This window comes from Streptomyces sp. NPDC037273 (assembly GCF_055603625.1).
The window spans coordinates 1,014,531-1,039,829 of sequence record NZ_JBVJVO010000001.1; the positions used below are offsets into that span (position 1 = coordinate 1,014,531).

Below are 25,299 nucleotides of genomic sequence, written 5' to 3' on the forward strand. Positions count from 1 at the left end.
CAGGGCCGTGGCTCCGCGTTCCGGCGTTCAGGGCTTGAGCAGGGTCTTGATCATGCCGTCCTCCTTGGCCTGGAACATCGCGTAGGCGCGGGGTGCCTCTTCGAGGGGCATCGTGTGGGTGGCGAAGCCCTCCACGCCGAGGGCGTCCGCGTCGTCGAGGAGCGGGAGGATGTCGTCGACCCAGGAGCGGACGTTGGCCTGGCCCATGCGGAGTTGGATCTGCTTGTCGAACATGGTGAGCAGAGGCATCGGGTCGATCGCGCCTCCGTAGACACCGGAGACGGATACGGTGCCGCCCCGGCGGACGATGTCGATCGCGGCGTGCAGGGCGGCGAGCCGGTCGATGCCCGCGTGTTCCATCAGTGGCCGGGCCAGCGTGTCGGGGAGCAGGGACGTCGCTCGTTGCGCCGCCGCCGCGATCCGCGTGCCGTGTGCCTCCATGCCCACGGCGTCGATGACGGAGTCCGTGCCGCGACCGTCGGTCAGTCCCCGGACGGCGTCGGCGAGGTTCTTCCCGTGCTCTTCCGGATCGATGCTGTGGACGCCGTGTGCCCGGGCAGCCTCACGCCGGACCGCCACCGGATCGATGCCCACCACCAGGCCGGCGCCACGGTGCAGCGCGATGCGCGCGGCCATCTGGCCGATGGGCCCCAGACCGAGGACGGTGACGGAGCCGCCCGGTGGGATGTCGGCGTACTCCACCGCCTGCCAGGCCGTGGGCAGGACGTCGGAGAGGTACACGTACCGCTCGTCGGGCGGGCCCTTGGGGACCTTGACGGGCAGCGTGTCGCCGAACGGCACCCGCAGGAACTCGGCCTGGCCGCCGGGCACCTGGCCGTACAGCTTGGTGTAGCCGAAGAGAGCCGCGCCCATGCCGTACTCACGGACCTGGGTGGTCTCGCACTGGGACTGCAGCCCCTGATCGCACATGAAGCAGCGTCCGCAGGAGATGTTGAACGGCACGACGACCCGGTCGCCCGAGCGGAGGGCGGTGACCTCGGGACCGACCTCCTCCACGAAGCCCATCGCCTCGTGCCCCAGGATGTCGCCGGGGTCGATGAAGGCCCCCATCACCGTGTAGAGGTGCAGGTCGGAGCCGCAGATCCCGGTGGAGGTCACCTTCACCACGATGTCGGTGGGCTGTTCGACCCGGGGGTCGGGTACGGATTCCACGCGAACGTTCCGCGTGCCCTGCCACGTCAGCGCGCGCATGAGTCTGCCTCCCGGGGCTGGAGCGGGAAAGGAACAACAGGCGCCTGCCCCGGCCCCGACCACCTACTCGCGCGCGTCGACCGATCTCAGGTCCGCGTCCGCTCGGGAGCCGAGCGATCCGCCTCCGCCTGAGGCTCGACGAGGAGCCGCAGGAGGCCGGCGATCTCGTGGCCGGCCTCCGCGGGATGACGGAACTGGGAATCGGAAGCGATCGTGTAGCGGTTCCGGCGCGCGTCCTCCGCGCGGCTCCGCGTGAGGTATCCGGCGTCATCGAGGTCCGAGACGATCGCCTGGACCGTCCGCTCCGTCAGCCGGCACACGGTCGCCACATCACGGAGCCGGACGCCGGGGTCACGGGCGATGGCCAGCAGGACACGGGCGTGGTTCGTCAGGAACGTCCAGTCGGATCCATGGCTGCCGGAGTTTTCTCCCATGAATCCACTATGCCTCCTGACGAGAAGGAGCAGGGGCTTGGAAATTCCCGAAGGTGATTTCGTGTAATGGCCGACGTACTCTTTATTAAGGGTCGGAATCGATCAGATACTTTCGGCCCGCCGGTATCGCAGGAGAGGCGGCCTCATGATTCCTGGATCGGTGGCACCCTCCGAGGGAGCCAGAACCGGAACCGGCTCCGGTAGCCGCTGCGCCTATTGCGGAGAACCGGTGGCGGAGAACTCGTGGCGCGCGCACGTGCCGGACTCCTCCTATCTCGCCCCTCGTGACCGGTGGCAGGACGGTTGGCGTCCTGTGATGGCCTGCGGTGACGCACATTTGCGGGCCGTGGTATCGGCCTTGCGCGCGCGGCCCTTCGTCGAGGCGGAACTGTGGGCGGAACGCCTGATCCGCGTCCGCTCGCGATACCCCCGCGGCATCGATCTCGCCGATCTGGAACGCGAATCCTGCCTCACCTCCGACCAGGTGGAGAAGGCCGCCCTATGGACGGGACGCCACCCCGCACTCACCCGGGCGCGGGGGAGCTGAACTCTTCGTGTCGCTCCTCCGTGGCGCTCTTCCGTGGCGATCCTCCGTGCCGCTGCTGCGTAGTGATCCTCCGAGCCGTCACCCCCCCCCGCAGCAGCGGCACGCGCAAGGGCCCGCATGGGATCTCGAAGCGAGGGCAGTCGCCGTCGTGAGCAGGAGGTGTCTCATGGCATCCGGCAAGGAGGGTCCGTCCTGGTCGGCGTCCGCACACCCCGAAACCGAAGACCGCGCTCCGCGCCCGTACGTCGTGTGGCTGAGCGGTGACCTGGACTTGGACCATTCGGCTGAGGTGCGGTCGCTGCTTCTTGAGGGTGTCGCCCTGGCACCACGCGGCGCCTACATCGTCGTCGACCTGCAGAACTCGTCGTTCTGCGACTCGACGGGTCTCAATCTGTTGCTGGCCGCCAGGGAACTGGCGCTGGAATCGGGAAGCCGCATGGCCCTCGCGGCTCCCAGTCACCAGATGATGCGGCTGCTCGAAATCACGGGTTCTGTCGAGCTCTTCGACCTCGTCCCGGCCGAGCAGAGGTGACTCCGGTGATCGCCAGGGGCGCGCACGTCGGAGAAAGGCAGGAGACCTGCGACGAACGGGCCGACCGATTGTGGGGCGAACTGCTCCACGAGGTACGGGTCGCCTTCACCGGCGTCCAATTGCTCCTCGCCTTTCTGCTCGCGGCCGCTTTCGCGCCGGCCTTCGACCGGTTGGGACAGACCGACCGACTCCTCTACGTCGGCTGCGTCGTCCTGGGGGCCGCGGCGACCGGCACGCTGACCGCCCCCGTGTGCCTGCACCGGCTCGTCACCGGCCTCGGCGTGAAGCCCGAGGCCGTCGTCTGGGCCTCACGACTGACCTCCGCGGGCCTCGTCCTCTTCCTCGGCACCATCGCCCTCGCCCTCCTCGTCGTCCTGCGCGCGGTCGTCAGCCCCACGATCGCCCTGGCCATCGACGCCGTCCTGCTCATCTGGTTCGCCGTCTGCTGGCTGCTTCCCGCCGTGGTCCTGCGCCGGGCGGCCTCCTCCCGACCCACGACGGTGTGCGGGGCCGTGAACGTCGACCCGCGCGAGCGCGTGGACACGCTTCGCGGTCAGTGACGAGGTCGGGATCGGGCGCCGATGTCCGTGGCAGGTCAGGATCGGGGAACGGTCAGGATCTGCGCCGACAGGTTCTTGACCATGGTCTCGGCCCAGCCGAGGGCCGGGCGGCGTCCGTGGGGCCATAGGGGCGGAGTGTCTCCTCCAGGAGGCGGTCGTGCTCGGCCGACCAGCGCGCGATGTCCGTCGCCACGTGCGCGATCTCGGTCTCCTGCCGGTGGTGGCGGGCCAGCGCGAGGAGCTCGGCGGTCAGGGCGCGCTAGCCCTGGCGCAGGGCGCGGAGGACCGCGGCGATGCCGTTCACGGTCCAGCCTCCGCTTCGTAGGGTTCTCCGGCCCCGTGCGGTCCAGCGCCCGCTTCGCACGGCTCCTCGGACTCGAACGATCCCTCGGACGCGAACGGCTCCTCTACGTAAGCCGCCCGGCCGCCCGCGGTCGCCGGGACGGCTCCTGGCCGGGCCGGGGCGGAAGCCGTGGTGGTGGGGGCGGGGGAGGGCTTCCCGTCGCCGCGCTCCACGAGTGTGAGGCGTGCGGCGGCCGTCTTGAAGAGCGGCTGCTTGGAGACGGGGTCCCAGTCGGTGACCGTGGTCTCGTTCGCCGCCCGCCCGGGCGTGCCGTCGGCGGGCTTCGAGCCGCCGGGGGTGTCCCAGTAGCCGTAATGGAAGGGGACGAACAACAGGCCGCGCCGGATGTCCGTGACGCGCAGGCGTCCGCGGAGGGAGCCGCGGGGACTCGCGACCTCGACCAGATCGCCCTCTTCGAGGCCGTGGCGGGCCGCGTCGGCGACGGAGATCTCCACCCACACCTCTGGCGCCGCGGCGGCCAGTTGGGGCGTGCGGCCTGTCTTGGTGCGGGTGTGGAAGTGGTAGAGGGTGCGCCCGGTCGTCAGCTGGAAGGGAAACTCCTCCCCGCAGTCCTCATGCGGCGGCAGGTACTCCGCAGCCCGGATCACGGCCTTGCCCTCCGGGTTCAGTTCCCGGTACTCGGCGGCCGTCGCCGGTGAACCGGTGACGAGGTCCTTGCCGTACGACTCGCAGGCGTCCGGGTGTGCCCAGGCGAAGCCGTCGGTGTAGAGGCGCGGCTGCCCCGCCGGGTCCGCGTCCGTGCACGGCCACTGGACGCCGCTGCCGCCGCGGAGCCGGTCGTACGACAGGCCGGTGTAGTCGCAGGGGCGGCCGGCACTGCACCGTTGCCACGCCTCGAAGGCGGTCTCCGGGGCGTGCCAGGTGACCACGGGCCGCCGTCCTTGTCGCGGCAGTCCATGCGGTGGGCGTAGTCGAGGAAGATGTCGAGGTCGGGCCGGGCGTTCCCGGGTGGCTCGACGGCCCGCTCGGAGAGATGCACGGTGCGATCGGCGTTGGTGAAGGTGCCGGTCTTCTCGCCCCAGGTGGCGGCCGGCAGTACGACGTCGGCGAACCGGGCGGTCTCGGTGAGGAACAGGTCCTGGACGACGACGAACAGCCCGTCGCGGGCCAGGACGTCGCGGACCCGGGAGAGCTCGGGGAGGGAGACGGCCGGGTTGGTGCCGCTGATCCACAGCATCCGGAGGGAACCCCGCTCCGCGTACCGGAACATCTGCATGGCGTGGGTCGGCGGTGCGTGGTGGGGGATGACGTCGGGCTCGACGTTCCACACCCTGGCCAGGTCGGCGATGTGCTCCGGGTTGGCCCAGTTGCGGAAGCCCGGCAGGTCGCCGTCGGCCCCGCACTCACGGGTGTTCTGGGCGGTGGGCTGCCCGTTCATCTGGAGCACGCCCGCACCGGGGCGGCCGAGCATGCCACGTATCAGGTGCAGGTTGTCGACCTGGACGGCCGCGGCGGTGGCCTGGTGCGACTGGTAGACACCCTGGAGCACCGTGGACAGCAGCAGGTCGGCCGTGCCGAGCAGCTCGGCCGCCTCGCGGATCCGGGACGCCGGCACGTCACACAGAGCCGCGGCCCACTCGGGCGTGCAGGGCGCGACGGCCCGTTCCAGTGCGTCGTAGCCGACCGTGTGCTCCTCGATGTACGGGCGGTCGATGTGCCCGTCGCGAACGACCTCGTGGAGAAGGGCGTTCAGCAGGGCCACGTTGGTGCCGACCCGCGGGGCCAGATGAACGGCAGCCCGGCGGGCCACCGGAGTGGGCCGAGGGTCGACGCAGACCAGCCGGGGCGGGGTGGCGCCCTCCAGCCGGTCGAGCAGCCGCATCCACTGCACCGGCTGGGACTCCGCCAGGTTGTGCCCGAACAGGGCGATGGCGTTCGCGTGATCGCCCGGTCCCAGTCCGTCTCGACAAGCCGCCCGCCCTCGCGCACCAACGGACGGCGCAGCCGGTCGGCCGCGCCGTTGGCCTGCCAAGCGAAGGCGTCCTTCGGCCCGAGCCGGCCACGGTTGACACGGTCGACGCCCCTTCCCCGTACACCGACCATGACCCCGTCCTTCACGGCGCGATGTCCATGGCATCGCCGTCCGAGTGCAAGCACGCCCCTCTCCTGCCGCCGCCCGGCTGCGGGGACCAGGGCGGGCGGCGGCTTCAAGGGAGACTGTGTCGCGAATGCGTCCGCGTTTCGCGGAGGGCCCTGCGTTTCGTGGGTGCCGCTACGTTTCGCGGGTGCCCCGGCGGGGCGGGTTCATGCGCCGGTCGGGCGAGGGCGCCGCCGACCCGGTGCCGGTGCCGGCACCGGGCGGCGACGAGGCGTCGGTGTCCTGCAGTACGCGCCGCGTACTCACGACTCCGCGCTCGGCACCGCGAGCGGGCTCTCCGGTGCGTTCTTCCGCTCTTCGGCCATCCGCTCGCCGAGCGCGACGAGACGGTTGCGGCCCATGGCCTTGCGGACGTCGGGAAACCAGTCGTTTTCTTCTTCCTCGACGTGGTGCCTGACGTTCTCCATGAGCACCGTCATCTTGGCGTCGAAGCGCTCGTCCTCCGGGTCGAGGCCGTCGAGCTCCGACATCATCCAGAGCACGGCGTGGTGTTCCTCCACGCTTTCCAGGACGTGGTCCTTGGCTTCGGGAGCGGCCTCCCGCGCCGCGGGATAGAACACCTGCTCCTCGATCCAGGCGTGTGCGGTGAGCTCGCGGATCACGGCGTCGGCGATCTCCCGCTTGCGCCGGTGGGCGCCCTCTCCCGCACGCTCGAACTCCTTGAACAGCTTCTCCACCGTCTTGTGGTCTTCGCGGAGCAACACGATGCCGTCCATGAGGCACTCCTCCTCGCTCAGTTGCCGTCCGGCAGTGGCTGCCGAGGGCACGCCCCGGCGACTGCCCGTTCCCCGAGGTTTCAGCCATCCAAGCCCGTAGCTTCGCGCTCGCGCTCGGCTGCGCCGCCCCTGCCCGACCCCGGCCCTTCGTGCGTCTCTTGGTCGACGCTGGTGTTGAGCAGCCGGTGGAAGAAAGAGCGGTACCGGCGCAGAGCCGTGCGGAGACTCTCGGTGTCGACGTCCTCGCCCTGTCGCCACTGTGCTTCGAGGGACTTGCGGTGGTCGGCGAAGGTGGCGGCCAGTTGCTGCATGACGTCCGCCACGAGCGTGTCGGCCTCCTGTACGGCCCTGCGCGGGTCGTCCACGAACAGGCTCTGCAGCTCGTGCCAGCGTGTCCGGAACGAGTCCTCGTCCCCGGGACCCATCAGCCGTGGCGACTCGTCGCCCGAGCGATCACCTGCGCTGGCAGGAGCGGTGGTGCCGTCGTCGGCCTGCTCAGGGGGAGTGTCCGTGGTCTTCGCGCTCTCCGTGGCCACATCCCGGTCAGCCGGGTCCGATTCGCGGGTGCCGATGGCCTCACCGGGGTACTGGGGCGCTCTGCCGCTGCCTTGGGGGTCCTGGGCGCGCTGTGCGCCGCTGGAGTCGGAGCCCTGCTCGTGCTCGGTCGCGTGGGCGATGTCGTCGGTGGTCCGGCGGGTGGCCGCGGGCTCCGGTTCGGACGTGTCTTGGTGGTGCATGGCGAGCCTGCCTCTCAGGACCGGTCGGAGTCGGGCCGGTCTCCGTTGGAGAGCAGCTCGTCGAAGAGGACGCGGTAGTGGATTATCGCGCCGCGTAGTTGCTCGGTGGTGGCCGAGTGGTCGGAGCCGAGCCGGTCCACTTCGTGCGCCGCACGGTAGTGCTCCAGGGTGGCTCCGTGCTCCACGGACAGGTCCCGGGCCTGCTGGTCGAAGTCCTCCGTGGGATAGCCGCGCTCGCGCATGAGGGCGGTCACCAGCCGGTCCGCGTCGTGCACCGCCGATTCGGGACGGTCGACGAACTGCTCCTGCACCCCGCGCCACTCGCGTGCGTAGCGGTCCCTCGCCCCGGGGGCGAGCGGCTGGATGTCCAGGGCTTCGTGCCGCTTCTCGCGCTCGTCGAGGTCGTGCTCGGCGACCCGGCGGCCGCCCGCCTCGTCGACCGTGCGGTCGTACTCGGGGCCGAACCGCTCCCGCAGCCGCTCGCGTCGGCGTCGGTCCAGGACGAATGCCACCACGAGCAGAACGATCACGACCGCGACCGGAATGATGATGGCCAGAAGTGTTCCTGTGGACATGGTGCGGCCCCCTTGCTGTGACGGGTCTCTGCTGCCGCGGCTGCCCGTCGAACGAGAGACGAAACGGTCCTCCCACAGCGGGGTCCGGGTACGAGTCCCTGCTCGCCGGCCTCGGGGCCGCACGCGTGGTGGACACCGTGCCTCCTTCGCGGACGACGACGACCTGCGTACCCCATCGCCTGCCACGGCCCGGCTGCCCGGCTGTCGCTCCCGGTGAGCCATCGCCGGGCCCAGCCGCGTACACCGAATGGTGCAGCCGATCCGGACGACGACACCGTCTGAGGTAGGTCCGGATGTCGGCATCGGGACGACGCGGCCGCCCCTGCCCCCTCCGTAGGTTCTGGATCACCGGAACGACACCTAGGAGGACGGTATGGCGACGACGAGTACGGCCCCGGCGGCGGGAGTACGGGCCCCGCTCGGCCTGATAGGGATCGGGGCTCTGGCGATGGTCGCGGTGGAGATGGTCAATCCGGGCTACGACCTCGTGACCGAGACCCTCAGTCGGTATGTGCACGGCACGGGCGGCTGGTTGCTGCCGGTGGCTCTGATCGCGGTCGGCGTGGCATCCGCAGTGCTCGCGGTGCGGCTGGGGTCCGGGATGGGGAGGGCGGGGCGGGCCGCGATCGTGGTGTGGTCGGCCGGGATTCTGGTGGCAGGGGTCTTTCCGGCGGATCCGCCCGGTCAGTGGGGTCGTCCGTCCCCGTCCGAGCTCGTTCACGGGAACGCCGCTTTCCTCGCCTTCGCCGCCCTGCCGGCTGCCGCGGTTCTGCTGCGCGGGGCGCTCGCGGCCCGGCGGCCCGACCTGCGTACGGCGCTGAACGCCTTCACCATCGGCTCGGTGGCGGTCACGGCCGCGCTCGCGGTCTTTCTCGTCGATGTGATGGACGGCGGTCCGTCGCTGGGTCTCGGCGGCGCCCCCACGCTGGTCGGGCTCGTCGAACGTCTGGTTCTTGTCGCCGATTTGGGGTGGGTCGCGCTCGCTCTGGTCGTGGCGGGCCCTGGCGGCGAGCGGGGGAGGGGCCGTCGTGGATGATCGATCCATGGACCGAACTCCCGCCCTCGTCCCGGCCCGCCTGCGCTCCTCGCGATGCGTCGACGGGCTGTTCGCGGCCGGCACCGCTGTCGCGGTCCTGGCGGGCACGGCCTGGTCCGGTGGGCGGCTGGATGTCGCGGGAGCCTTGCCGCTGGCGCTGTGGCTGGGACTGTTGCTCGTGGTGCGGCGACGGTGGCCGCTCGCGGTGCTGTTGGCGAGCGTGCAGGCCGTGATTGTGTTCCGGACGTCCGGACTGACCGATGGTGGGTGGGTGTGGCCGGTGTCCGTCGCCTACGCGACGCTGGCTGCCGATGACCGGCCCGGTCGGGCCGGTCTTCCGTGGGCGGCCGGCGTGGGCCTCGTCGAGCTGGGGTTCGCCGCGGCCTGGGAGGCGACGGCGGGGGGCGGCGGACCGCGCGAGGTCCTCGCTTCCGTGGGTGCCGAGGCGCTGTGGCTCGCGGTGCTCCTCGCGGGCGCGACCGCCTACCGCAACCGCGTCCGCTGGCGGGCCGAACTCGACGAGCGCCTCGTGCGAGCGGCGCGGGAGCGGGATCTGGAGGCTGGCCGGCGGATCGCGGAGGCGCGTCTGGACATCGCTCGCGAACTCCATGACGTCGTCGGGCACACCCTCACGGTCGTGGGCATCCAGCTCCGGGTCGCGGCTGAGGCTCTGGAGGACTCGCCGCAGCAGGCGCGGGCCGCGCTCACGACCGCCCAGCAGGTCCGTACCGAGGCCGTACGGGACCTCCGGGCGCTCGTCCACGTGCTGCGCGCGCCGGGGGAGGACCCGGAGCAGCCCGTGGCCGGGGTGCCGGAGGTGGCCGCGCTCGTCGAGCGGATGCGGTCGGCGGAGTTGGCCATCGGGCTGGAGACCGCCGGTGATCTGAGCTCCGTACCCGCGCCGGTCTCGCTCGCCGTCCACCGGATCGTCCAGGAGGCGCTCACCAACACCGTCCGTCACGCGGCGGCTTCGAACGCCGACGTGTCCGTGCGGCTCGGGGAAGGGCGGGTGGTGGTGAGCGTCACCGACGACGGCAGGACAGCGGCGCGGGCATCGGGGGTGACCGGGCACGGTGTGCGCGGCATGGAAGAACGGGTTCGGGCGCTCGGCGGCGAGTTCTCCGCCGGGGCGCACGGCGAGGGCGGCGGCTGGGTCGTGCGGGCCGTGATCCCTGTGTCAGGCTTCCACCCATGACGATCAAGGTGCTCCTGGCCGACGACCAAGCCCTGGTACGGGCCGGATTCAGCAGCCTCCTGGCCCGGGCGGAGGACATCGAGGTCGTCGGCGAGGCGGGTACGGGGGACGAGGCTGTCCGTGCCGCCCGCGCGCTTCACCCCGACGTCGTCCTCATGGACATACGGATGCCGGGCACGGACGGTCTCACCGCCACCCGGACGATCGTCGGGGATCCCGAACTGGCGGGCTGCCGGGTCATCGTCCTCACCACCTTCGAGACCGACGAGTACGTCTTCGCGGCCCTGCGCGCGGGCGCGAGCGGGTTCCTCACCAAGGAGATCGAACCGGACGACCTGCGCCAGGCCGTCCGGGCGGTCGCGGCCGGCGACGCACTGCTCTCGCCGGGCGTGACACGACGCGTGATCGAGCAGTTCGCCCACCTCCCGGCGGCCCCCACCGACACCGCCGAGCGGCTCTCCGTACTCACCGCGCGGGAACTCGAGGTCACCCGCCTGATAGCGACCGGCCTCTCCAACGACCAGATCGCCGCCCGGCTCTTCATCAGCCCCCTCACCGCCAAGACGCACGTCACCCGCGCGATCGCCAAACTCGACGTCCGCGACCGCGCCCAACTGGTGATCCTCGCCTACGAGACGGGTCTGGTCCGCGCCGGCGCGTAATGGGCCGACGCTTGACGACGAGACCTGTCAGCATCGCCGTATGGAGATCCGTCGCATCACTCAGGTCGAGGCGGTCGACGCCGCCGGGCATCTCTTCGACTCCGCGCCTGTGCGGGAGGCGACCGAACGGTTCCTCGCGGATGAGCGGCATCATCTTCTGATCGCCTATGTGGACGGCGCCCCGGCGGGGATGGTCACGGGTGTCGAGATGACACACCCGGACAAGGGTACGGAGATGTTCCTGTACGAGTTGGGCGTCGACGAGGCGTTCCGTGGGCGTGGTGTGGGCGGCGCTCTGGTCTCGGCGCTCGCGGATCTGTCACGCGAGCGGGGCTGCTACGGCGCGTGGACGATCACGGATGAGGACAACGCGGCGGCGCTTGCGACGTATCGCCGCGCTGGGGGTGTCTCGGAGGCGGGGCAAGTGGCGCTGAGCTGGACGTTCGACGAGTCGTAGATCGATGAGGTCGTGCGCCCTCACACCTGGGGCGGTGTCCGGCCTTCCTCGCGCTGACGGTGGCGGTAGTTGCGCATGGAGACCTGGGAGCCGCAGCCGGGGCTGCAGTAGAGGCCGCCGCCGTTGCGGCTGCGGTCGAAGAAGCCGAAGTGGCACGGGGGGTTGCGGCAGGCTTTGACGCGTCCCCAGTCGCTGCTCTGGGCGAAGGTCGTCACCGCGGCCAGTACGGTTCCGAACGCGCGCTCCACTCCCGCCTGAGGTGATGCCAGCTCGACGCCGCCGGCCGTGATCACCGTCGCCAGCGGGTAGAGCGAACCCGCGCGCCGCAGGTGGCGCTCGGCGCGCCGCAAGGGCTCACCCTGGCTCTCCTCGTCGCCCGAGTGCGCGAGCAGCAGGGTCACCAGAGCGTCGCGCAGTTCGCGTGCCGCCGCGGCGTCGGCGTCGGTGGCCGCGGCTTCGCCCGCGCCGAACTCGTCGTACCGCGCCAGCCATGCCGCGAAGGAGTCGCCGTCCTCGAACAGCTCCTGCCGGCCCGATCCGTCCGCGCGCGTGTTCACGAACGCGAGCACGGTCGCCACCGCTGGCGTGACGGTGCGCGGGCTGTTCTTGGGGGATCCGGCTGCCGCAGTGCTCATGCCCTCAGCCTACCTCAGTGGATAGGTGCTAATCGGTCTAGCGGGCAACGAACGGTCTCGATGGGCTTGACGTGTTGCGAGCTAACTCCTTACGGTCGCAACATGAACGAGGAACTCAACCAGCAGACCCATCCCCGCACCTGGCTCATCACCGGCGCGACGTCCGGCATCGGCCGCGAACTCGTGGTCCAGGCGCTCGAGAGCGGCGGCGTCGTCGCGGCGCTCGCCCGCGACACCGCGTCCCTGGAGGAACTGACCGAGACGCACGCCGAGCGCCTGCTCCTGATCCCGACGGACGTGCGTGACGAGCGGGCGGTCCGCGACGCGGTCCAGCGCGCGCTCGCACGGTTCGGCCGCATCGACGTCGTGGCCAACAACGCCGGCTACGGACTGTTCGGAGCCGTCGAGGAGGCCTCCGACGAGCAGGCTCGTGCCGTGTTCGACACCAACGTCTTCGGAGTGCTCAACGTGCTGCGCGCGACGTTGCCGGTGCTCCGCGCCCAGCGGTCCGGGCACATCCTCCAGGGCTCGTCCGTCTACGGGCAGTCCGCCCATCCCGGCGTCGGGCTGCTGGCCGCGACCAAGTACGCGGTCGAGGGCCTTTCGGACGCGCTCGCCGCCGAAGTCGCACCGCTCGGCATCAAGGTCACGGTCATCCAGCCCGGATTCACCGCGACCTCCTTCCTGGCCAACCTCGACGTCGCCACCGGCCTGGCCGACTACGACGGGACCGTCCGCGAGGTCCACAAGGGCATCGGTGAGATGCCGGAGTCCGCCTTCGCCTCCGCGTCGCGCATCGCCGCCGGCATCCGGACCGCGGTCGACAGCCCCAACCCTCCGCTCCGCCTGGCCCTCGGCACCTCCGGCGCCAAGGGCATGCGCGCCGCCCTGGATGCGCGCCTCGCGGATCTGGACGGGTGGCGGCACGTGACCGAAGCGGTCGACAGGTGACCGCGAACGCCCGTACTGCCGGGGGCCGGTCGCGGCAGTGATCGGCGAACGCCCGTACCGCCGGGGGCCGGTCGCGGCGGTGATCGGCCGGGGAGCCCTCGGCGGTGCGCGCCCGCGCCTGCCCGGTCGGCCCGGGTGTGGTGTTCCCTGACTCAGGCGTGGACGGCGGCCTGGGTGTGGTGTTGCCTGGGCCAGGCGCGGACGGCGGCCCGGGTGTGGTGTTGCCTGGCTCAGGCGTGGACGGCGGCCCGGGCGTGGTGTTCCTTGGCTCAGGCGTGGACGACAGCCGGGGTGCGGGTGCTGCCCGGCTCAGGCGTGGACGACGGCCTGAGTAAGGCGGGCGGCCGCGGCGACGGCGGCCTGCGCGAGCCGGGCGCCGGGGTGCCGGCTGAGGCGCTGGACGGGGCCGGTCAGGGTGACGGCGGCGACGACGCGGTCGGAAGGGTCGCGGACCGGTGCGGAGACCGAAGCCGTACCGGGCTCGCGCTCGCCGATGGACTGGGCCCAGCCTCGGCGCCGTACACCGCTGAGGGTGGTGGCCGTGAAGCGAGCGCCCTGCAGGCCTTGGTAGAAGCGCTCGGGTTCCTCCCAGGCCAGCAGGACCTGGGCGGCGGAGCCCGCCTTCATGGACAGCGCGGAACCCACCGGCACGAGGTCGCGCAGGCCGGCGGTCCGCTCGGCGGTGGCGACGCAGACGCGTACCTCGCCCTGGCGCCGGTAGAGCTGCGCGGTCTCGCCGGTGCTGTCCCGAAGCGAGGTGAGGACCGGCCCGGCCGCGGTCAGCAGGCAGTCCTCGCCCGCGGCGGCCGAGAGCTCCCGGAGTCGGGGGCCGAGGACGAAACGGCCCTGCAAGTCCCTGGCCACCAGGCGGTGGCGTTCGAGCGCGAGCGCGAGCCGGTGGGCCGTGGGCCGGGCCAAGCCGGTGGCGCTGACCAGTCCCGCCAGGTTGGCCGGGCCCGCCGCGAGCGCGTCGAGGATGACCGCCGCCTTGTCGAGGACGCCGACACCACTAGAAATATCCGAAATGTCCATGAAAGAGGTACTCCAGTCTCGGACCGCGACCTGCGCATCGCGGCGACCTCGCCCAAGAGGGGGCAGGGATGATCAGCGGGAGAGGGCCGAAACGGCCGACATATACGTCGCGGTGATCATGAAAGGGGTACGCGAAAAGCCCGGAAGGGTCAGAGCCGGGGCGAAGGACAGCACAGAGAGCACCATGTCTCCTCATCTTTTCCCACGCCACGTTGGCGCAGGCCGGAGTTGGCACTGATCCCGACGCCACGACGCGAACATTGAGCGCCGAGTCGAAACGGGAAGTTGCCGGGGCTTCGTAGGGCCGGTCCCTCCACCCCTCTGGATGATTCGCGAGGAACCATACAAGACTCCCGGCGCTGCTTGCCAACGATTTCCCAACCGGGCCTGCGGCCGGTAGCCCGGACCGACGTCAAATGGCCCCTGAGGGGCGAAGGTTGCGTGCGATGCTAGCTTTCGGAGACGAGACGGCGGGGGAGCGGTCGCGCGACGTGACGGATGCGGCGAGGCCTGGGTGCCCGGTGGGTGGTGCCGCCCGTGGGTGACCGGTCATGGTGGCGCTCCATCCGCCCGGGGAGATGACGACGGAAGGCGAGACGACACATGACGGACGCTGCGGACCTGATGCTCGCTCGCAAGGTACTGGCCGCCCAGCCGTTCAGTGACCTGCTCGGCGCCCGCCTCACGGCCTTCGGGGACGGCGAGGCGACGCTGGAGATCGACATCCGCGACGAGCTGCGCCAGCAGAACGGCTTCCTGCACGGCGGCGTCCTCGCCTACGCGGCGGACAACACGCTCACCTTCGCCGCAGGCACCGTCGTCGGCCCGCGGCTGCTCACCGCCGGCTTCACCATCGACTACCTTCGCCCCGCCGACGGCACCTTGCTCCGGGCGCACGCCCGCGTCATCCGCGCGGGCCGGTCTCGCGTCGTGTGCCGCTGCGACCTGTCGGTCGTGGACGGCGCGGGAGCGGAGACCCTGTGCGCGGTGGCGCAGGGGACGGTCTCGGTCCCCGAGTCCACGCAGACGGAGCAGTAGGCCGCGGCTCGCCCACGGGCCGTCGTGGCGGTCACCTGACCTTGGCCGAGCTCCCTCCAGGCACCAGTTCCGGCCGCAGGAGCCGAGGCCGGGGCGTGGGGGAGTGCGGGGAGGAGATGGCGGCGAGGGCGACCTCGACCGCCTGGCGGGCCATGTCCTGTTTGGGGAGTGCCACTCCGGTGAGGGGGGAGTGGGGCAGCGGGCCCGCGGGGGTCTCGTCGTGGGCGACGACGGAGAGGTCGTCGGGGATGGAGCGCCCGAGGGTCCGGGCGGCCTCGACGGCGGCGGCCGCGAGGAGGTCGTGGGTGGCGAAGAGGGCCGTCGTGGCGGGGGCGGAGCGGAGGGCTTCGGTGGCGGCGGCGAGGCCGCTGCGGAAGGTGGGGTCCGTGGCGAGGTGGACGGCTTCGTCGGGTACCGGGATGCCGTCCTCGGCGAAGGCGCGCCGGAAGCCGGCGACGCGAACGCCGTGGGCGGGGCTGGAGAGGACGGCCACGTGCTCGTGGCCGAGGTCGCGGAGGTGGCGGCCGGCGAGGTGGCCGCCGTACTCGTAGTCGATGGTGACCACGGGGAAGCCGGGTGGGAGCGCGGCCTCCCACGCGCAGAGCACGACGGGGAACCGGGCGCCCGCGAGGCCCGGAAGGTGATCGGTGAGGCCCTGGTCGCCGGCGATGAGGAGGGCGTCGACGGAACGGCTGGTCAGGCCGGCCAGGTGGCGTTGGGCGCGCTCCCCGTCGAAGCGTGTGGTGCACAGGAGGAGGCGGTAGCCGTGTTCCTCCAGGGCGTCCTCGACGTGCTCGACGACGTCCGCGTAGAAGGGGGTGGAGACCGTCGGGACGAAGAGGCCGACGGTTCGGGTGCTGCCGGTGGCGAGTGAGCGGGCCACGAGGTTGGGAACGTAACCGAGTTCGGCGATGGCGGCGCGCACCCGCGCCTCGGTGGCCGGGCGTACCGCCACGCGGCCCGAGAGGACGTTGGACACCGTCTGTTTGGTGACGCCGGCCCGTTCCGCCACATCCTGCATGGTGACCATGGAGCCCCCGTCGTACTGATCGCGATTGGCTGGCAACGTAACCGGGCTCCTTGGCCAGGTCAAGGCGTGTCCAGGCCGGCCGGCACAGGGCCGCGGGAGGCGGTGAGGGCGCCCGACTCCCGTACCCCCGGCACTATTTGACCGCTCCAGGCTCTTGTTTTACCGGTCAAATAGGCCCTAGGGTCCGTGCCACCCCGGCTTCCCCCCTCAGCCAAGGAGTACTTGTGAACGCTCCTCGCACCAGACTGGTCGGCGCGCTCGCCGCGGCGGCCATGGCCCTGACGGCCGGCGGCTCCCTCGCCGCGCCGACGGCCTCCGCCGTGTCGCCGACCGAGACCGCGACCGCCGCCGCCACCTACACCGTCACCGTCGGCTCCAAGGGTTCGTGGACGAACCCGGACGACACCCCGGCGAGCCCGTACATCGACAAGGACGGCACCTTCTACTACCAGCAGGCGCACGCGCTCTACGGCGCCAACGACCCGCGCAAGTGGACCTTCTACACGGGGACGAACCTCGACACCGCCACCCGGTCGGGCGCCATCAGCGACGCGGTCAACCCGGGCAACTCCAGCGACCGCAACAACGACACCACCTGGCGCTGCAACAACAGCCCGACCGGCGTCCAGTCGACGCAGGCCCCCGCCGGAAGCAGTTACGCGCACCGCAACTACTGCGACCTCACGGGCATGTGGGTCGACCCGGACACCGGCGACTGGTACGGGCTCGTCCACAACGAGTTCACCCCGCAGCCCTTCGGCGACGGCATCCACTACGACGGCATCGACTACGCCGTCTCCACCGACCAGGGCAGGACGTGGACCATCAAGGACCACGTCATCACCTCGCACTACAGCACGAAGCGCGGCGACACCGCGGCCTTCCCGCAGCAGACCTACCACTACGGGACCGGCGACCCGCGGCTCTTCGTCGACACGGCCTCCGGCTACTTCTACGCCTTCTACGGCTCCCGGATCGTGAACAAGGGCGGCGGCTGGGCCGCTTTCTACGGCCACGTCGCCCGCGCGCCCCTCTCGGGCAAGATGGCCCCCGGCTCCTGGAAGAAGTGGTACGACGGCGCCTGGACCGAGCCCGGAGTCGGCGGCCGCGAGTCCACGATGGTCCCCGTCGGGTCGGGCAGCACCACCGGGTACGTGCCCCCGGCCAAGGAGTACGACCCCGCCAACGCCGGCAGCGTCAGCCAACAGGTCGCCAACGGCCTCACGCCGCCCACCTCGCCGCTGTTCGTCATGGACATCACCTACAACGCCCACCTCGGGCTCTACATCGGCGAGCCGCAGGCCGTGGACCAGAGCGGCAACGCCCCGCAGGAGCTGTACGCCACCGACGACCTGACCACCCAGAAATGGTTCAGGCTCGGTGACACCGGGACCTACAAGAACGCCTCCTGGTACCGCTGGTTCCTCGACAGCGCCAACAAGACCGGTTCCGGGATCGTCGGAAAGAACTTCCGCTCGTACTGCTCCTTCGGCTGCTCGGGCAACGCGAGCAGCGAGTACGTCAACCTGACGATCGACACGAGCGCACCGGCCGCACCCGTCGACACCACCACCAACTACCGCATCACCAGCGCCGGCGGCCGTGTCCTCGCCCAGGTGACGGGCGGCACCTCCACCACGTCACTCGCCGCCGCGACCGGCTCGGCACTCGAATCGTGGACCTTCGCCGCGAAGGGCGACGGCTCCTACCGGATCGCCAACGCCTCCACCGGGAACCTCCTCGGCGTCGACGCCTCCGGCCCGGGCACCCGCGCCTGGGGTACGAAGCCCACGGTCACCCCTGCGGCGGCCGGCACCGGACAGGACTGGTTCGTGGTCCGCGGGGCTTCAGCGGCGGACAACGGCCCCACCGGCACGTACAAGCTGGTCAACCGCTACAGCGGCCTCGTCATCGGCCTCTCCGCCGACACCGGCCGCCCCGCCGAGACCACTCCCGTCCGCAGCTGGACCAACGCCACCGGCAGCCCCGTCGGCGGCAGCCGCACCGCCGCCGAGCAGACCCTGACGCTGACCCCCGTCGGCGAGGCCCCGGAAGCGGTCACGGTCACCAACCCCGGACCCCAGTCCAGCACGCTCGGCAAGGCGGTCTCCCTGCAGATCGCGGCCACCGACTCCCGCGGCAAGCCCCTCACCTTCACCGCCACCGGCCTCCCCGCCGGACTGGCCGTCAACTCCACCGGCCTCGTCACCGGCACCCCGACCACCGCCGGCACGTCCTCCGTCACGGTCACCGCCTCGTCCGGCACGGCCACCGGCACCGCGGTCTTCACCTGGTCGGTCTCCGCCTCCTTCACCGGCGTCCACACACTCACCAGCTCCGGCAAGGCCCTCGACAACCCGAACAGCAGCAGCGCCAACGGCACCCAGCTCGTCACCTGGACCCCCAACGGCGGCGCCAACCAGAACTGGACCTTCACCCAGCAGACGGACGGCACCTACGAGCTCAAGAACGGCTCCTCCGGCAAGTGCGCCGACATCGACGGCGGCTCCACCGCCGCCGGCGCCCGCGTCATCCAGTGGACCTGCCACGGCGGCGCCAACCAGCGCTGGAACGTCACCCGACAGTCCTCCGGCACCTACACGGTCACCTCGGCCGCCAGCGGCCTGGCCCTCACCGCCGCCTCCACCGCCAACGGCGCCCTGGTCACCCAGCAGCCCGACACCGGTTCCGCCCTCCAGCGGTGGACCATCAGCTGACCGACCCGGCACCGAGCCGCACCTGAACCGCGCCTGAACCGCACTTGACCCGCACCTGACCCACGTCGGCACCCATCGCGTCCAGGAGCCCGGGCACGCCGCCCGGGCTCCTGCATGTACGTCAGGAAGCCGGGCTCGTCAGGGTGCAGTGCGGCTTGTCGTGGTCCGGATCGCCGACGCGGGTCCACAACCTCAGCTCGTCGTTGTGCCTCAAGGCGGCGTACGGCGCGGGCTCCCGATCGCCCGTCTCGGGGTGCTTGGCGTCGAAGGTGAGTCCGATGATGCTCTGCTTCCCGTTGGAACCCCGATTCCAGGTGCCCTTTCCGGACTGGGTCAGGTCCTCGTCCCAGCTGTAGGCGACGCACACCTTGTCGGCGACGAACGTTCCGTCCTCCTTCAGCGTGACCGTCCCGCCGTCGGCGTCGGTCCACGTGGTCGCGAGCTGGGACCGCTCCAGCACGACCTGCTTGCCCTCGGGCGGCGGCAGCTCGTAGAGCCTGCCGCAGGCCGAGGAGGCGAGTGCCACGACGCACAAGATCAGCGCAGGACGACAGGAACGCAAGACACTCCACCCCTAGCGGGTTCCGCGGGCCGCGCGAGCGACCGATGGCTCAAGAACGCACGCCGTACCCTGGCATGAAGTTTGAACGTGTTCAAGTCAACTGTTCGCCGTGGTCCGGCGACAAAAGACCCAAGTCCTACCTTCGCCGCGCCCGGGCGACCGCCTCCCGCAACAGGAGTGCGGCGGCCGCCGGGGCCGAGGGGCCGGACGTACGGGTCGCCAGCTCCGTGCCCAGGCGGCGTACCGCGTCGAGGCGCAGATGCTGGACACCGACGAGAGCCCGGACGAACGGCCGGTACGCCGGATCCACCACGTCCGCCAGCTGCGAGGCGCCCGCCAGATCGGCATCGGCCATGGCCGCCTGCTCGGATACGAGCGCACCCAGCGACTCGCTGGGCCGGGTGAGATCCGCGCCGTGGCGTGCCACCGCGTCCGCCGGCACACCCGGCCGGCCCGCCCGCACGTCCTCGGACAGGTCCTCCAGGAAATCGAAGCGCTGCATGGCGTGGATCAGGCGATGGCAGCGCTCCGTGAACACCGCCTTCGCAGCCTGGTCCGCGGGCGCCAGGAGGCAGGCCGTGAGCATCAGCGCCGGCAGCGAGTAACTCGCCACGTACCGGTCGAGCTCCTCCTCGTCCGCGATGCTCTGCCACGCCGCCTCACGCTCGCACCCCTCCAGGAACTCCTCGACGTGCGCGCGCAGGTCCGGATGGCGCTCCGCCGTGTCCGCGAGGCAGCGCAGCACCGGCAGCTCGGAGCCGCCTCCGTCGATGGCCTTGCCCACGAGCCCTTCCCACTCCGTGAGAGCGGCCGACCGCTCGGCCGGCGTCCCGCGGTCGATCCGGTCGTCGGTCTCGTGCATGAACGCGACCGCCGCCACGACGTGCGGCACCAGCGCCGCGGGCAGCAGCAGCCGCGCCGCCGCGTACTCGGCCGTCGCGAAACCCCGTACCGCCCGCCTCTGCTCGGTGTAGTCCCGCCGCAGCCCCGGCTGCATGACCCCGGCCCGGTCCAGGGCCCGCTTCCACATGTCCGGTCTCCCGTCGTCGTCGGCTGAGAGCCTACGTGGCGCGCGGATGGCCGGACGGGCGGGCCGGCCGACGAAGCCGCCCGTCGCCGTCAAGCCGTCGTGATCGCCCTGCACCTGGTGGGGTTAATGCCACCTGATCGACCAGCTCATCGCCCGCACCGACTCGTTCGACCCGCCCGTCGACCTCGACCAGGTCCGGGCCCACGCCCGGCTCCTGACGGCCGAGTTCGAGGCCTTCGAGGTCGTGGTGCCCGCCGCCACGACCAGGAACATCACACTGATGCGCGCCCTGATGGTGCCCATCGCCGACCCGGCGCTCGCGTACGCCCTCGACCGGATCTGGGTGTTCGTCACCAACCTCGACGACGTGTGCTCCAAGGACACCGTCGAGGCTGAAGTCTTCCTGCGGGCAGGCATGTTGAGGGGTGCGCCGGAGCTGGCGAACTCGCCGAACGCGCGGTACGTGGAGCACATGTTCCGCGAGATCGCTCCGTTCTGCGACCCGACGTTCCTGGCCGGATACCGGGCGCTCCTCTACGCCGGGATCAACGCCGTCCTGATGGAGGCGGAGTTCGATCCGGAGGCGGCCGACGAGGTCGACAGCGACTTCGTCAGGGTCTTCAACGGCTTCTCCCAGTTCTGGTTCACCAGCCTGCAGTTCGCCGACCCGAGCCTGAGCGCCCACCGACACCGGGCCTTCTGGGCGGCGGCCCTGAACTCCTGCGTCGGTTACCTCAACGACGTCAACGACGTGCTGTCCTTCTACAAGAAGGCGGTGGACGGCGAGGAGTTCCGCAAAAGCCGGATCCATCGCCGCGCGGTCCAGGAAGGCATCCCCTACCTCGCCTCCTACCGCCGCAGCCTCGACAGCGGCCTGGCCGCCTACCGGCGCGTGCTGCGTCTGGCCGATGACGAGCAACGCCCGCACCTGGAGCGGTACATGACCGCCTACGCGTACTGGCACCTGCACTGCCGCCGCTACCGCTGGCAGGACGTCTACCCCGACCTGACCATGATCGATGTCTGAATACGGTTCACCCCCGGCACCCGACATGGGCCGCCGGGGGCGAACCTGACGCTGACGCTCGGTGCGGCTTCCGCGTGTCAGAGCTGGTTGATCGGTCGCATCGCCAGTCCCTCGGTGCCGGCCCAGCCGTTCACGCGGGCGGCGTCGTCGACGGAGATGGACTTGAGCCCGGACGGCAGGTTGAAGACGAGCGTGCCGCGGAGCTCGGTGCCCTCGCCGGCGACGAGGGTGGCGGTGAAGCGGGTGGACTGGGAGTACTGCGCCTCGCCGCCCTCGTCGTTGCCGAAGACGTAGAGGCCCGCGTACGCCTTTCCGCCCCCTTCGACGATGACGGGCTCGGTGTCCGGCTCCCCGAGGGGCTCGACGGTCGGGGAGCTGTCGCCGGCCTGGAGCCGTACCAGCGGAGCGTCGTTGAGGACACAGGGCTTCTTGGCCTTGTTGGTGACGGTCAGCAGGAAGTGCCGGGGGGTCTCCCCGCGCTCGTCCTGCAGCTCGACCGCCGTGCTGAGTCCGGAGGCCACGCAGTCCGGGTACTTCGTGCCGTTCCCGCCGCTCGTCTCGCCGCTGTCGCCGGTGCCGGCAGCCGTCGGGCTCTTGGTGCCGGTGCCGGTGCCGGTGCCGGTGCCGGTGCCGGTTCCGGCGCCGGGGTCGTCCGAGGGAGTGGTGGTCGGCGGAGTGCTCGCGCCGGTCGACGTCGAGGCGGACGGAGCGGTGGTCGGCGGCGCGGCCGCCTTGCCGTCATCGTCCGGGGACTGGCAGGCGCTGACCGTCAGCAGCGCCGCGACGGTGGCCGCACCCAGGACGACGCCGCGCAGGCCGCGACGCAGTGAACCTGTGCTGACCGTATTCGAGTTCATTGCGTTTCCTCTTCCCCCGTGACCGACCGAAGCCGATCGGCATTCAAGCGACAGAACGATTCTCTCCGCGCGGACGAGCGTGATGACATGCCGCCCGCGTTTGTTACAGCTCTCGGACGAACCGGCGGCCGTGGCGTGACCACGGCTCCCTGCGAGAGCCGCTCCCGGCGAGTCGGGAGTCGGCCGGTGGGAGCCCGGGTGCCGGGGCGTGGCGGGCGCCCGCCGATGGGAGCCCGGGTACCGGCGCGCAGGGCACCGGCCGGCCGTGTCTGTCCGGTGGAACGCGTGGCGCTCCACCGGACAGGGTGACCGGTTGCTACCCGGCAGGCGTGGCCGAGAAGAAGTCGGCCACGTCCGTGGCGATGGCGGCGGGACTCGTCTCGGGACCGAAGTGGTCGAGCTTGGGGTAAAGCTTGAGCTGGGAGCCGGGCAGGATCTCGTGGATACGCGGGGCCGCGCGTCCCGCTCCGGTGCTCTTGACCTCCTTGCCCGCCATGAGCAGCACGGGCTGCGTGAGCTGGCCGTACTCGCGGAAGGTGTTGTCCCTGGCGGCGATCTCGGCGTGCTCGAGGATAGCGGCGGGCAGCAGGGCGTGCTTCTGGGGCCGCTCCGGTCCCTTGATCACGAGCTTGAGGATCAGCCGGAGCAGCCAGCGCGGCGCCTTGCCGCTGGTCTCCGGGTTCACACCCTGGACGAACGTCAGGAACGCCTCGCCCGGCTTCCCCGCCGCGAGCTCGCGGCCGCACCGGTCGGCCCAGTCCACGGGGATGGAACCGTCGATGGACACGCCGGGCTCGTAGACGGCGATGCGCTCGAACGCCGCCCCGGCAAGCGCGGCCTCCAGCGTCAGGAACCCCCCGAAGCTGTGGCCGAACACGAATCGCGCTCCCGTGGCCGCGCGCACGGCCTCGATGTCCGCGCACTCCGCCTTCGCGCTGTACGCGTCACCCTGCGGGCCACTGACACCGCGCCCCCGCCGCTCGATGACGTGCACCGTGAACCGGTCCGCCAACGCCCCCGCCAACGCGTCGAAATCGGCCGCGAGCGCGAACGCCCCGGGTACCAGGAGCAGCCCGGGCCCCGACCCGACACTCCGGTAACCGATGACGGTGCCGTCCGAAGAACGCACCGATCCTGTCGTCACGCCCGGCCCCATGCCCTGTGTAGCCATTCCGTCCCCCTGGTCAAACGATCACACGAATCAGCGCACAGTATGCGCCAACCGGCCGAATCTGACAGCCACTTCGGGTCGATGCGGTAGGCGGATGTGGGGGTGTACTGGTGGTGCACACCTGTGGTGCGTACTCTGGGTCCATGCCTCTTCCTCGATTCGACCGCCTTCCCGTTGAGCGCCAGGAGGCGATCCTCGCCGTGGCGCGCCGGCACTTCGCCGAGCAGGGCGCCGAGACTGCCTCGTACAACAAGATCATCGAGGCCGCGGGCTTCTCGAAGACTGCCGCCTACCACTACTTCGACGGCCGGGAGGACCTGCTCGCCGCTGTACTCGACGGAGTACTCGGCCGGCTGCTCGGGGCTCTGGGGCCGTGGATCGCGGCGCGCGACGAGGCGGAGTTCTGGACCCGGCTCGACGCCGGCGCGGGCGCGCTCGCGGCCCATCTGCGGGACCACCCGGACGACCTGGCGCTCGCCGACGCGGCCATCGGGCAGGTACGAGAGGGGGAGGGGCCGTGGCTGGCGTGGTTCGACTCGCTGGTCTCGAACGGGCGGCGACTGGGCGTGATCCGCACCGATGTGGACCACTCACTGCTGGTCACGGTGACCGAGGCGGTCTTCCGGGCCGCCGACGCCTGGGCCCTCGCCCGGATGAAGGCGTTGAAGGCATTGGAGGCGGCGCAGGCGTCGGAGGCGTCCGGGGGGCCGGGGGGAGCGGACGAGAGCGCCGGGCAGCTGTGGGCCCTGCTGCGCGGCTTGTGGAGCGGGGCCGGATCATCCATCGACGAGGGGAAAACCGATGCGCGCCGATCTTGAGATCGACTGGGACATACCCGAGACCCCGCCCGGGCTCGCCGGCCGCTTGCAAAGGTTCATGGGCCCCGGGAAGTCCCGTTCCGAGTCGACCGTGGAAACCGCGGGCCTTGTCCTGTGCGCCCTGCTCCTGGCGGCAGGAGTGTGGACCTCGGACGTGTGGCGCGGGTGGGCGGCTCCGCAGGGCGTGATCGTGGCCCTGGTGGGCCTTGACCTCGTCGGCGGAGTGCTCACCAACGCGACCAACGCGGCGAAACGCTGGTACCACCGTCCCGCACCGGAGACACGACGCGCACGGCTGCTGTTCGTCGCCGCGCATCTGCTCCACCTCGTGGCCATGGGGCTGGTCGTCCTCTCCGGCGACTGGCGTTGGGTGCTCGGCAACGGCGCCCTCTTGCTGGCCGGGGCGGCCGTCGTGGAGTTCGCGCCCCTCCACCTCAAGCGCCCCGTCTCGGTGTGCGCCCTGATGGTGGCCGTCCTCGTCAACCTGTTCTGGCTCGAAGTGCCCTCCGCGCTCGCTTGGTTCGCACCGCTGTTCTTCCTGAAGCTGCTCGTCTGCCACCTCGTCCCCGAGGCGCCGCTGGAGCGGAGACGCCATGCCTGAGACCTCGCCGCCCTGGACGATCCTCTCCCACCCCGAGCCCGCCACCTGCGCCCGCACCCTGGCGGCCGCCTTCGCCCGAGAAGCGGCCGTCTCATGGATCTGCCGAGACTCACAGCGCGCGCGAACCGCCTGGTTCGAGGCCACCCTCCTGACCCACGCCACTCTTCCCGGCTCCCTGAGCTACGCCCTCACGACCCCAGACGGGCAACCGGTCGCCGCGGCGGTCCTCACGCCGCCCGCCGCGACCCCCACGGCAGCGGCGCAAGCCGCCTGGGCAGCACGAACAGGACTCCGCAGCGGACCGTGCGCCCTGTCCCGGACCCTGCGTTATCTGCGTCACGCCGAAGCAGCCACCCCCATCGACGCGTGGACCCTGGAGTTCCTCGGGGTACGGCCCGAGGCCGCGCGCCGCGGCGCCGGAGGTTTCCTCCTCAACCACGTCCTCGCGGCCACCCCCGCCCCGGCCGGCTTCTTCCTGACGACGGCCGACCCCGCGAACGTCCCCTTCTACCGCCGCTTCGGCTTCACCGACCTGGGGCGGTCGACGGTCGGGCCGCTGGACGTCCGGACCATGGTCAGACCCGGTACCGTCTGATCGCGGACCGCTCCCTTCCACGGCCTTCCACCACACGGGCCGCCCCGCCGCCCCGCCCGCCGCCGGTCCCGAGGCCCGCATTCGGCCATCGGCACGCCACGACCTGCGAT

26 protein-coding genes, 1 pseudogene and 1 riboswitch are annotated in these 25,299 nt (G+C 71.3%); of the genes and pseudogenes, 14 read left to right on the top strand and 13 right to left on the bottom strand.

The window, feature by feature from the left end:
* Positions 1-27 precede the first annotated feature (27 nt).
* A complete protein-coding gene (locus ACZ7G1_RS04545; protein WP_470875304.1) occupies positions 28-1,212 on the bottom strand; it encodes an alcohol dehydrogenase catalytic domain-containing protein in 1,185 nt (394 codons plus the stop codon).
* A gap of 86 nt (positions 1,213-1,298) precedes the next feature.
* Positions 1,299-1,646 carry a MarR family transcriptional regulator gene (locus ACZ7G1_RS04550; RefSeq protein ID WP_470875302.1) on the bottom strand — a complete coding sequence of 116 codons (348 nt, stop codon included), beginning with the start codon at positions 1,644-1,646 and terminating at the stop codon, positions 1,299-1,301.
* A 229-nt stretch (positions 1,647-1,875) separates the two neighbouring features.
* On the opposite strand from ACZ7G1_RS04550, the gene ACZ7G1_RS04555 reads away from it, so the two are divergent.
* The 3 genes from ACZ7G1_RS04555 (at position 1,876) to ACZ7G1_RS04565 (ending at position 3,285) form a co-directional block, all read left to right on the top strand.
* Complete coding sequence (locus tag ACZ7G1_RS04555; protein WP_470875300.1) at positions 1,876-2,193, top strand: hypothetical protein; 318 nt, start codon at positions 1,876-1,878, stop codon at positions 2,191-2,193.
* A 166-nt stretch (positions 2,194-2,359) separates the two neighbouring features.
* Positions 2,360-2,725, top strand: a complete 366-nt coding sequence (locus ACZ7G1_RS04560) for an STAS domain-containing protein (RefSeq protein ID WP_470875298.1) — start codon at positions 2,360-2,362, stop codon at positions 2,723-2,725.
* Positions 2,726-2,730: 5 nt separating this feature from the next.
* The gene (locus ACZ7G1_RS04565; RefSeq protein ID WP_470875297.1) at positions 2,731-3,285 is read left to right on the top strand and encodes a DUF6328 family protein; all 555 of its coding nucleotides are present in this window, start codon (positions 2,731-2,733) and stop codon (positions 3,283-3,285) included.
* 300 nt (positions 3,286-3,585) lie between these two features.
* Here the strand turns inward: ACZ7G1_RS04565 and ACZ7G1_RS04570 are convergent.
* From ACZ7G1_RS04570 to ACZ7G1_RS04585, 4 genes and pseudogenes are all read right to left on the bottom strand, one after another.
* Positions 3,586-5,742, bottom strand: a pseudogene (locus tag ACZ7G1_RS04570) (molybdopterin oxidoreductase family protein); the annotation flags it as partial.
* Between the two features lie 247 nt (positions 5,743-5,989).
* Positions 5,990-6,463 (bottom strand): hemerythrin domain-containing protein, encoded by a 474-nt coding sequence (locus tag ACZ7G1_RS04575; RefSeq protein WP_470875295.1) that lies wholly within the window; start codon positions 6,461-6,463, stop codon positions 5,990-5,992.
* Positions 6,464-6,543: 80 nt separating this feature from the next.
* Positions 6,544-7,200 (bottom strand): hypothetical protein, encoded by a 657-nt coding sequence (locus ACZ7G1_RS04580; protein WP_470875293.1) that lies wholly within the window; start codon positions 7,198-7,200, stop codon positions 6,544-6,546.
* Between the two features lie 14 nt (positions 7,201-7,214).
* On the bottom strand, positions 7,215-7,775 hold the full coding sequence (locus ACZ7G1_RS04585) for a hypothetical protein (RefSeq protein WP_470875291.1): 561 nt from the start codon (positions 7,773-7,775) through the stop codon (positions 7,215-7,217).
* A 373-nt stretch (positions 7,776-8,148) separates the two neighbouring features.
* On the opposite strand from ACZ7G1_RS04585, the gene ACZ7G1_RS04590 reads away from it, so the two are divergent.
* Genes ACZ7G1_RS04590 through ACZ7G1_RS04605 form a run of 4 tightly spaced genes read left to right on the top strand, consistent with a single transcriptional unit; the run spans position 8,149 to position 11,125 of the window.
* Positions 8,149-8,811 carry a DUF998 domain-containing protein gene (locus ACZ7G1_RS04590; protein ID WP_470875289.1) on the top strand — a complete coding sequence of 221 codons (663 nt, stop codon included), beginning with the start codon at positions 8,149-8,151 and terminating at the stop codon, positions 8,809-8,811.
* 7 nt (positions 8,812-8,818) lie between these two features.
* Positions 8,819-10,006 (top strand): sensor histidine kinase, encoded by a 1,188-nt coding sequence (locus ACZ7G1_RS04595; protein ID WP_470875287.1) that lies wholly within the window; start codon positions 8,819-8,821, stop codon positions 10,004-10,006.
* Positions 10,003-10,668 carry a response regulator transcription factor gene (locus ACZ7G1_RS04600; protein WP_470875285.1) on the top strand — a complete coding sequence of 222 codons (666 nt, stop codon included), beginning with the start codon at positions 10,003-10,005 and terminating at the stop codon, positions 10,666-10,668. The genes ACZ7G1_RS04595 and ACZ7G1_RS04600 overlap by 4 nt, the downstream gene beginning before the upstream one ends.
* Positions 10,669-10,708: 40 nt before the next feature.
* Entirely contained in the window at positions 10,709-11,125 is a 417-nt protein-coding gene (locus ACZ7G1_RS04605; RefSeq protein ID WP_470875283.1) for a GNAT family N-acetyltransferase, read from the top strand.
* A 20-nt stretch (positions 11,126-11,145) separates the two neighbouring features.
* On the opposite strand, the gene ACZ7G1_RS04610 is transcribed toward ACZ7G1_RS04605, so the two are convergent.
* Positions 11,146-11,760, bottom strand: a complete 615-nt coding sequence (locus ACZ7G1_RS04610) for a CGNR zinc finger domain-containing protein (RefSeq protein WP_470875281.1) — start codon at positions 11,758-11,760, stop codon at positions 11,146-11,148.
* Between the two features lie 102 nt (positions 11,761-11,862).
* Here ACZ7G1_RS04610 and ACZ7G1_RS04615 point away from each other — a divergent pair, with 102 nt between their 5' ends.
* Positions 11,863-12,711 (top strand): SDR family NAD(P)-dependent oxidoreductase, encoded by an 849-nt coding sequence (locus ACZ7G1_RS04615; protein ID WP_470875279.1) that lies wholly within the window; start codon positions 11,863-11,865, stop codon positions 12,709-12,711.
* Between the two features lie 309 nt (positions 12,712-13,020).
* On the opposite strand, the gene ACZ7G1_RS04620 is transcribed toward ACZ7G1_RS04615, so the two are convergent.
* Positions 13,021-13,743 carry an IclR family transcriptional regulator gene (locus tag ACZ7G1_RS04620; RefSeq protein WP_470875277.1) on the bottom strand — a complete coding sequence of 241 codons (723 nt, stop codon included), beginning with the start codon at positions 13,741-13,743 and terminating at the stop codon, positions 13,021-13,023.
* 189 nt (positions 13,744-13,932) lie between these two features.
* Positions 13,933-14,075: riboswitch (SAM riboswitch) on the bottom strand.
* 271 nt (positions 14,076-14,346) lie between these two features.
* On the opposite strand from ACZ7G1_RS04620, the gene ACZ7G1_RS04625 reads away from it, so the two are divergent.
* Entirely contained in the window at positions 14,347-14,781 is a 435-nt protein-coding gene (locus ACZ7G1_RS04625; protein WP_470875275.1) for a PaaI family thioesterase, read from the top strand.
* A 31-nt stretch (positions 14,782-14,812) separates the two neighbouring features.
* Here ACZ7G1_RS04625 and ACZ7G1_RS04630 read toward each other — a convergent pair whose 3' ends face one another.
* Entirely contained in the window at positions 14,813-15,847 is a 1,035-nt protein-coding gene (locus ACZ7G1_RS04630) for a LacI family DNA-binding transcriptional regulator (protein ID WP_470875273.1), read from the bottom strand.
* A 236-nt stretch (positions 15,848-16,083) separates the two neighbouring features.
* Here ACZ7G1_RS04630 and ACZ7G1_RS04635 point away from each other — a divergent pair, with 236 nt between their 5' ends.
* Complete coding sequence (locus ACZ7G1_RS04635) at positions 16,084-18,528, top strand: RICIN domain-containing protein (RefSeq protein ID WP_470875421.1); 2,445 nt, start codon at positions 16,084-16,086, stop codon at positions 18,526-18,528.
* Positions 18,529-18,649: 121 nt separating this feature from the next.
* Here the strand turns inward: ACZ7G1_RS04635 and ACZ7G1_RS04640 are convergent, their stop codons facing one another.
* Positions 18,650-19,054 (bottom strand): hypothetical protein, encoded by a 405-nt coding sequence (locus tag ACZ7G1_RS04640; protein ID WP_470875271.1) that lies wholly within the window; start codon positions 19,052-19,054, stop codon positions 18,650-18,652.
* Between the two features lie 172 nt (positions 19,055-19,226).
* Positions 19,227-20,120: a squalene/phytoene synthase family protein gene (locus tag ACZ7G1_RS04645; protein WP_470875269.1), complete on the bottom strand. Its 894-nt coding sequence runs from the start codon at positions 20,118-20,120 to the stop codon at positions 19,227-19,229.
* Positions 20,121-20,400: 280 nt separating this feature from the next.
* Between ACZ7G1_RS04645 and ACZ7G1_RS04650 the strand changes: the two genes are divergently transcribed.
* A complete protein-coding gene (locus ACZ7G1_RS04650; RefSeq protein ID WP_470875267.1) occupies positions 20,401-21,147 on the top strand; it encodes a hypothetical protein in 747 nt (248 codons plus the stop codon).
* 77 nt (positions 21,148-21,224) lie between these two features.
* Here ACZ7G1_RS04650 and ACZ7G1_RS04655 read toward each other — a convergent pair whose 3' ends face one another.
* Entirely contained in the window at positions 21,225-22,004 is a 780-nt protein-coding gene (locus ACZ7G1_RS04655; protein WP_470875265.1) for a DUF4232 domain-containing protein, read from the bottom strand.
* Between the two features lie 316 nt (positions 22,005-22,320).
* Positions 22,321-23,148 (bottom strand): alpha/beta fold hydrolase, encoded by an 828-nt coding sequence (locus ACZ7G1_RS04660; RefSeq protein ID WP_470875263.1) that lies wholly within the window; start codon positions 23,146-23,148, stop codon positions 22,321-22,323.
* Between the two features lie 170 nt (positions 23,149-23,318).
* On the opposite strand from ACZ7G1_RS04660, the gene ACZ7G1_RS04665 reads away from it, so the two are divergent.
* Genes ACZ7G1_RS04665 through ACZ7G1_RS04675 form a run of 3 tightly spaced genes read left to right on the top strand, consistent with a single transcriptional unit; the run spans position 23,319 to position 25,189 of the window.
* A complete protein-coding gene (locus ACZ7G1_RS04665) occupies positions 23,319-23,993 on the top strand; it encodes a TetR/AcrR family transcriptional regulator (protein ID WP_470875261.1) in 675 nt (224 codons plus the stop codon).
* Complete coding sequence (locus ACZ7G1_RS04670) at positions 23,977-24,594, top strand: hypothetical protein (RefSeq protein ID WP_470875259.1); 618 nt, start codon at positions 23,977-23,979, stop codon at positions 24,592-24,594. Before ACZ7G1_RS04665 ends, ACZ7G1_RS04670 begins: the two co-directional genes overlap by 17 nt.
* Positions 24,587-25,189 (top strand): GNAT family N-acetyltransferase, encoded by a 603-nt coding sequence (locus ACZ7G1_RS04675; RefSeq protein ID WP_470875257.1) that lies wholly within the window; start codon positions 24,587-24,589, stop codon positions 25,187-25,189. The genes ACZ7G1_RS04670 and ACZ7G1_RS04675 overlap by 8 nt, the downstream gene beginning before the upstream one ends.
* Positions 25,190-25,299: the final 110 nt, after the last annotated feature.